At 69.9% G+C, this 5,937-nt stretch carries 5 protein-coding genes and 1 pseudogene; 1 reads left to right on the top strand and 5 read right to left on the bottom strand.

The window, feature by feature from the left end; all coding sequences use genetic code 11:
• The 5 genes from HOQ08_RS04400 to HOQ08_RS04380 form a co-directional block, all read right to left on the bottom strand.
• A partial coding sequence (locus tag HOQ08_RS04400) for a methyl-accepting chemotaxis protein (RefSeq protein WP_291192049.1) occupies positions 1-1,583 on the bottom strand: 1,583 nt, incomplete at its 3' end.
• Between the two features lie 12 nt (positions 1,584-1,595).
• The gene (locus HOQ08_RS04395) at positions 1,596-2,099 is read right to left on the bottom strand and encodes a chemotaxis protein CheW (protein ID WP_291192047.1); all 504 of its coding nucleotides are present in this window, start codon (positions 2,097-2,099) and stop codon (positions 1,596-1,598) included.
• Positions 2,100-2,544: 445 nt separating this feature from the next.
• The gene (locus HOQ08_RS04390) at positions 2,545-4,512 is read right to left on the bottom strand and encodes a chemotaxis protein CheA (protein WP_291192045.1); all 1,968 of its coding nucleotides are present in this window, start codon (positions 4,510-4,512) and stop codon (positions 2,545-2,547) included.
• A gap of 21 nt (positions 4,513-4,533) precedes the next feature.
• Positions 4,534-4,896 carry a response regulator gene (locus HOQ08_RS04385; RefSeq protein WP_291192043.1) on the bottom strand — a complete coding sequence of 121 codons (363 nt, stop codon included), beginning with the start codon at positions 4,894-4,896 and terminating at the stop codon, positions 4,534-4,536.
• A 20-nt stretch (positions 4,897-4,916) separates the two neighbouring features.
• Positions 4,917-5,231: an STAS domain-containing protein gene (locus HOQ08_RS04380; protein ID WP_291192041.1), complete on the bottom strand. Its 315-nt coding sequence runs from the start codon at positions 5,229-5,231 to the stop codon at positions 4,917-4,919.
• Between the two features lie 279 nt (positions 5,232-5,510).
• On the opposite strand from HOQ08_RS04380, the pseudogene HOQ08_RS04375 reads away from it, so the two are divergent.
• Positions 5,511-5,937, top strand: a pseudogene (locus HOQ08_RS04375) (flagellar hook-length control protein FliK); the annotation flags it as partial.

Below are 5,937 nucleotides of genomic sequence, written 5' to 3'. Positions count from 1 at the left end.
GGCGCAGCCGGCGCGGCATCGCCCTCGAGGCGGAAGAACGCCACCTGGCGGGCCAGCTCGCCGGCCTGCTCCTGCATCGCGCGGGCGGCGGCGGCGGCCTCCTCGACCAGCGCTGCGTTCTGCTGCGTCATCTCGTCCATCTGCGACACCGCGTTGTTGACCTGGTCGATGCCGGCCGACTGCTCCTGGCTGGCCGCCGCGATCTCGGCCACGATGTCGGTGACCTTCTTGACGCTGTCGACGATCTCGGCGAGCGCCTTGCCGGACTGGTCGACCAGCTCCGAGCCGGTGCGCACCTTCTCCGCGCTGTCGTTGATCAGCGCCTTGATCTCCTTGGCCGCGCCGGCCGAGCGCTGCGCCAGGTTGCGCACCTCGGTGGCGACCACCGCGAAGCCGCGGCCCTGTTCGCCGGCGCGCGCCGCTTCCACCGCCGCGTTGAGCGAGAGCAGGTTGGTCTGGAAGGCGATCTCGTCGATCAGGCTGACGATGTCGGAAATCTTGCGGCTGGAGGCGTTGATCTCCTTCATCGCCACCACCGCCTGCGAGGCCACCTCGCCGCCGCGCTCGGCCTGCTCGCGGGCGCCGCGGGCCAGTTGGTTCGCATGGCTGGCGTTCTCGGCGTTCTGCTTGACGGTGGAGGTCATCTCCTCCATCGAGGAGGCGGTTTCCTCCAGGCTGGAGGCCTGCTCCTGCGTGCGCTGCGAGAGGTCGTCGTTGCCGCGGGCGATCTGCTGCGCGGCGGTGCTCACCGCGCCGGAGCCGTGGCGCACCTCGCCGACGATCGCCGACAGGCGCTCATCCATGCTGCGGAACGCTTCGAGCAACTGGCCCAGTTCGTCGAGGCGCTTCACCTCGATGGCATGACCGAGCTTGCCCTGGGCAATCTCGCGGGCGATGCGGCCGGCGTAGGCGAGCGTGTTGATGATCGAGCGGCTCAGCGAGAGCGCCATCCAGATCGCCAGCAGCAGGCCCGCGGCGAGCGCGCCGATGCTCACTGCGCGGATCAGCTTGAAGCGCGATTCCTGCGCCTGGTAGATGCCCTGCGCCTCGGCGCGCTGCAGTTCGGCGAGCTTGCCCAGCGACTCCTGCCGCTGCATCAGCAGCGGACGCACTTCCATGTCCAGCACGTCCAGCGCGCCGGCATCGTTGTGGTTGAGCGCGTCGAGCATGTCCTTCTTGGCGGCCTGGTAGTCCTCGTCGGTGGACTGGTAATCCTTGTACTGCTTGGCGATCGTCTCGCTCTTGGGGAACGCGGCCAGCTGCTTCTTGTAGTCGACGACCTTCGCCTGGTGTCCGGCGAACTCCTTGAGCTTCTGGGCCAGTGCCGGCTTGCCGACCAGGTTGCCGGCCTCGCCCAGCACGATGAAGGACATCAGCGAGCTCTGCTGGAGGCGGGCCACGATCTGGGTGGGCACCATCTCGTTCTGGTAGGTGTCGCGCATGCTCTCGTTCTGCAGCTGCATCGAGCCGATGCCGATGACGGCACCGCCGACGAGCATGAGCATCAGCATGCCCATCACCAGCCGCAGGCGGCCGCGCACGGTCAGGGCAGGAATCTTGAACTTCAGTTTCGGCATTTTCATCGGTCGGTCCTGTCAGGCCACGGCTTTAACATCGACGGCCGCTGGCAAGGCGGCTTCCAGCATCTGCGCGTCCTGCGGCTGCAACAGCTTGTCCACGTCCAGCAGAAGCACCATGCGCTCGCCGACGGCGGTCAGTCCCTTCAGGTATTCGGTATCCACGGTGGTGCCCATGTCGGGCACCGGGCGGATCTGGTCCGCCTCCACGTCCAGCACGTCGGACACGGCATCCACGACTACGCCGAACAGCCGGCCGGCCACGGTCACCACCACTGTTACCGTGGTCGCGCTGTATTCCCCGCGCGCAAGACCGAAGCGCAGGCGCAGGTCCAGCACCGGCACGATCGCGCCGCGCAGGTTGAGCACGCCCAGCACGTAGGAAGGCGCCTGCGGGATGCGCGTCACCGGCGTCCAGCCACGGATCTCGCGTACGGCGAGGATGTCGATGCCGTACTCCTCGTTGCCGAGGCTGATGGTCAGTTGCTGCACCGTTGGCGTGGCCTGGTTGTCTTCGTGCATGGGGGCTGGTACCTGGATGGCGGACGCCTCGCACGCGTCCTTCTTCGTTCAAGCATGTCGGCGCTTCGGGCGGGAACTTGAGCGGCGGGCGCCCGGCAAGCCGTGGAGACGCGGCCGCTGCAGCGCTCCGCTGCATGCAGCCGGGCGCCGGTCGCACGCGGTGCTGGCGTTGCCGCTGGCGCGCGATGCCGGCGCATGCCGAGGGCCCGGCTGCATGCGAACCGCGCAACCGGCAAGCACCGCTCGCTGCGCCCTGCCATGCCCAGGGACCGCCGCAGGCCTGTCCGGCTCACGAACTCCGCCCACGCGCCGTCGGCCGCAGCCAGACGCGGAGAAACGCCGGGGACGCGACGACGCAGCGTGGGCTCCGCCGATTCGGCGGCGCCGTCGATGCCGAAGAAGGTCGTGCCGGGCGGCGTGGCAGCCCGCGATCGATCCCCGCGGATCAGGCCGCCTTGCTGCGTCTTCCCAGGCGCGTCACGCCGGCCACGTCCACGATCAGCGCCACCGAGCCGTCGGCGAGGATGGTCGCGCCGGAAACGCCCTGCACGCGCCGGTAGTTGGCTTCCAGCGACTTGACCACGGCTTGCTGCTGGCCGACCAGGCCGTCGACGAACAGGCCGACCCGACCGCCGTCGCCCTCGACCACGATCAGCAGGCCGTCCTCGATCGCCCGCTTGGCGCCGGTGCAGCCGAACAGCTCGTGCAGGCGCAGCACCGGCAGGTACTCGCCGCGGAAACGGAACAGCTCGCCGCCGCCGGGCATCGTCTTGAGCGCTTCGGGCTTGAGCTGCACGCTCTCGACGATCGACACCAGCGGCACGATGTAGCACTCCTCGCCCACCGCGGCGGTCAGGCCATCGATGATCGCAAGGGTGAGCGGCAGGGTGATGGTGAACACGCTGCCCTGTCCCGCCTTGCTGCGGATGGTCACCGTGCCGCCCAGGTCCGAGACGTTCCGGCGCACCACGTCCATGCCGACGCCGCGGCCGGAAAGGTCGGTGGTGACCGCGGCGGTGGAAAAGCCGGGCTGGAAGATCAGTTCGGCGACCGCCTCGTCGCTCATGCCTTCGCCGCCGGAGATCAAACCGCGCTCGACCGCCTTGCGCACGATCGCTTCGCGGTTGAGGCCGGCGCCGTCGTCCGACACCTCCACCACGATGTAGCCGCCGCGATGGTAGGCGTCGAGCTTGAGCGTGCCGGTTTCGCCCTTGCCCGCGGCGCGGCGCCGGTCCGGCGTTTCCAGGCCGTGGTCGATGGCGTTGCGCACCAGGTGCACCATCGGGTCGCCGATCTTCTCCAGCACGGTCTTGTCCAGCTCGGTCTGCTCGCCGTGCAGCTCCAGCCTGACCTGCTTGCCGAGCTTCTGGCTGAGGTCGCGCACCAGCCGCGGGAAGCGGTTGAACACCGAGGCGATGGGCAGCATGCGGATGCCCATCACGCTTTCCTGCAGCTCGCGCGCATGGCGGGCGAGCTGGGTCAGGCCCTGCTGCAGCAGCGCCAGGCGGGAGGGGTCGAACTCCTCGCGGAAGGTGTCGAGCATGGCCTGGGTGATGACCAGCTCGCCGACCAGGTTGATCAGGCCGTCGATCTTGTCGATCGCCACGCGCACCGAGCTCGATTCGGCATTGGCCTCGCGCGTGCCGCGCGCGGCGGCCGCATCGGCAAGGCTGGCCGGTGCCGGCGCGGCCGCCGGCGTCACTGCCGCACTGGGCTTCGGTTCGATGGACAGGTCGCACTCGTCGACCACCCAGTCGAACACCGCGGCGATGTCCTCGCGCCTGGCCGGCGCCTTCAGCTCGATCGACCAGCCGAGATGGCATTCGCTCGGGTCGAGCCTGGCCAGCGCCGGCAGGCGCGCGAGGTCGGCCTCGACGGCAAGCTCGCCCAGCCCGGCCAGTTCGCGGATCAGGCGCAACGGATCGTTGCCCCCGGCGAGCATGCCGGCGTGCGGATGGAAGCGGATGATCCAGGCCTCGGCCTGGTCGCCGGCGCGGCGGGCCGGCGTGGTGCCGGCGGGTGCCGCGCGGCCCATCATCGCCGCCAGCTCGCCGCGCACGCCGTCGGAGGCGCTGTCGTTGAGCGGCTGCCCGGCCCTGGCGCGGTCGAACATGCCGCGCAGGCAGTCCACCGAGCGCAGCAGCAGCTCGATGATCGGCTTGTCGATGGCGCGCTTGCCGCCGCGCACTTCGTCCAGCAGCGACTCGGCCTCGTGGGTAAAGGAAGCCATCTCCGGAAAGCCGAAGGTGGCTGCGCCGCCCTTGATCGAATGGGCGGCGCGGAAAATGGTGTGCACCAGCTCCCCGTCGCCGCCCTCGTCCAGCGCGAGCAGCGAGGACTCCATCGTATCGAGCCCTTCCAGGCTCTCCTCGATGAATACTTGTTGGAACTGCGCCAGGCCGCCCGTACTCATCGCTCGTTCTCTCCGAGGGGATCAGCCCAGCACGCGCTTGACCGTGGCCAGCAGCTGCTCCGGATCGAACGGCTTGACCAGCCAGCCGGTGGCGCCGGCGGCCTTGCCTTCCATCTTCTTGTCCGTGTGCGACTCGGTGGTCAGCATCAGGATCGGCACGCCCTTGTAGCTGGGCCGCGTGCGCAGTTCGCGCACCATGCTGATACCGTCCATCACCGGCATGTTGACGTCGGCCAGCACCAGGTCGAAGCCGTTGGCCGAAGCCGCGTCCAGCGCGAGCTGGCCGTTCTCCGCCTCGGTCACTTCGTGGCCGGCACCGCGCAGGGTGTAGGCCACCATGCCGCGCATCGAAGCCGAATCGTCCACCGCCAGAATCTTTGCCATCGTGTCGTTCCTCGTGAGTGTTACGCCGGCATCGCTGCCGGAAGATCCAGTGCCTTGGCCAGGCCCAGCGTGTCCGCCGCCTCGCGCAAGGTCGCGCTGGCGCCGCGCCAGCTGACCGCACAGCCGCGCGAAAGCGCCTCGCGGCGGAACAGCGTCAGCAGCTGCAGCGCCGCGGTGTCCACGCGCTCGACCGCGCGGCCGTCCAGCTGCGTCGCCGGCGCGTCCAGCGCGACCAGCAGATCGGCCAGAAGCGCGGTTTGCGCCGCCATCCGGCAATCGGCCGGCAGGCCGATCTCGACGGTGGCCGGTGCGCGATGTTCTCGTTTGCTGCCCATGCTTACCTCCGCTCGTACCGGGCCCCTGCCCAAGCCTTATCGGCGGCTCCGGTGGAGGCTTTAGCCGGCTTCACGCATCCGCGGACCGGCGTCGCATTCGTCCCGGCGCAGGTGCGCGGCGCCGGATTCGAAGGACCCTGCGCGCGGCCGGGCCATCGACTTCGCCGCGCACGCCCAGGCGAACGGGAAGCGGCCATTCAAGTTATCGTCCGCCCCGCCGATTCCTGTACCGACTGCACGGAACCGGCCCATCCTCCCGACCGGCAGGCAGGAGACCGCGTGATCATCCAACCCACCAGCCTCGCCGCGATGACCTGGGCGGGTGCCGCCTCCGGTACCGCGGCCGAAAGCTGGCGCGTGGGCGCGGTGCTGGCCGCGCGCCCGCTGGGCGTGGGCGAGCAGGGCCGGATGGTGCTGCAGATCGGCGCGCTCACGGTGGAGACCGACCCGCTCGGCATCCCGCTGCCCTCGCAGTTCCAGGTGCGCGTGCTCGCCATGGGCAACCCGCCGTTGCTGGAGATCCTCGCCGGCGCCAGCACCGACCCGCTGGTGCAACGCGCCCTGCGCGAACGCCTGCCGCAGCAGAACGGCTATGCGCCGCTGCTTGCCACGCTGGGTGCGCTGGCGCAGCGGCCGGTGGTTCGCCAGTTGCCGCCGGAGCTGCGTGCCGCGCTGGCGCTGCTCGACCAGGGCGTGCGCACGCCAC

Origin of the sequence: Frateuria sp. (assembly GCF_013362045.1) — a bacterium.
GTDB lineage: Bacteria > Pseudomonadota > Gammaproteobacteria > Xanthomonadales > Rhodanobacteraceae > Frateuria_A.
This window is presented reverse-complemented; position numbering and strand designations above follow the sequence as displayed.

Excerpts from the sequence above, each read along its gene's own strand:
- HOQ08_RS04390 (WP_291192045.1), bottom strand. The coding sequence starts at position 4,512 with ATGAGTACGGGCGGCCTGGCGCAGTTCCAACAAGTATTCATCGAGGAG.
- HOQ08_RS04395 (WP_291192047.1), bottom strand. The coding sequence starts at position 2,099 with ATGCACGAAGACAACCAGGCCACGCCAACGGTGCAGCAACTGACCATC.
- HOQ08_RS04380 (WP_291192041.1), bottom strand. The coding sequence starts at position 5,231 with ATGGGCAGCAAACGAGAACATCGCGCACCGGCCACCGTCGAGATCGGC.
- HOQ08_RS04385 (WP_291192043.1), bottom strand. The coding sequence starts at position 4,896 with ATGGCAAAGATTCTGGCGGTGGACGATTCGGCTTCGATGCGCGGCATG.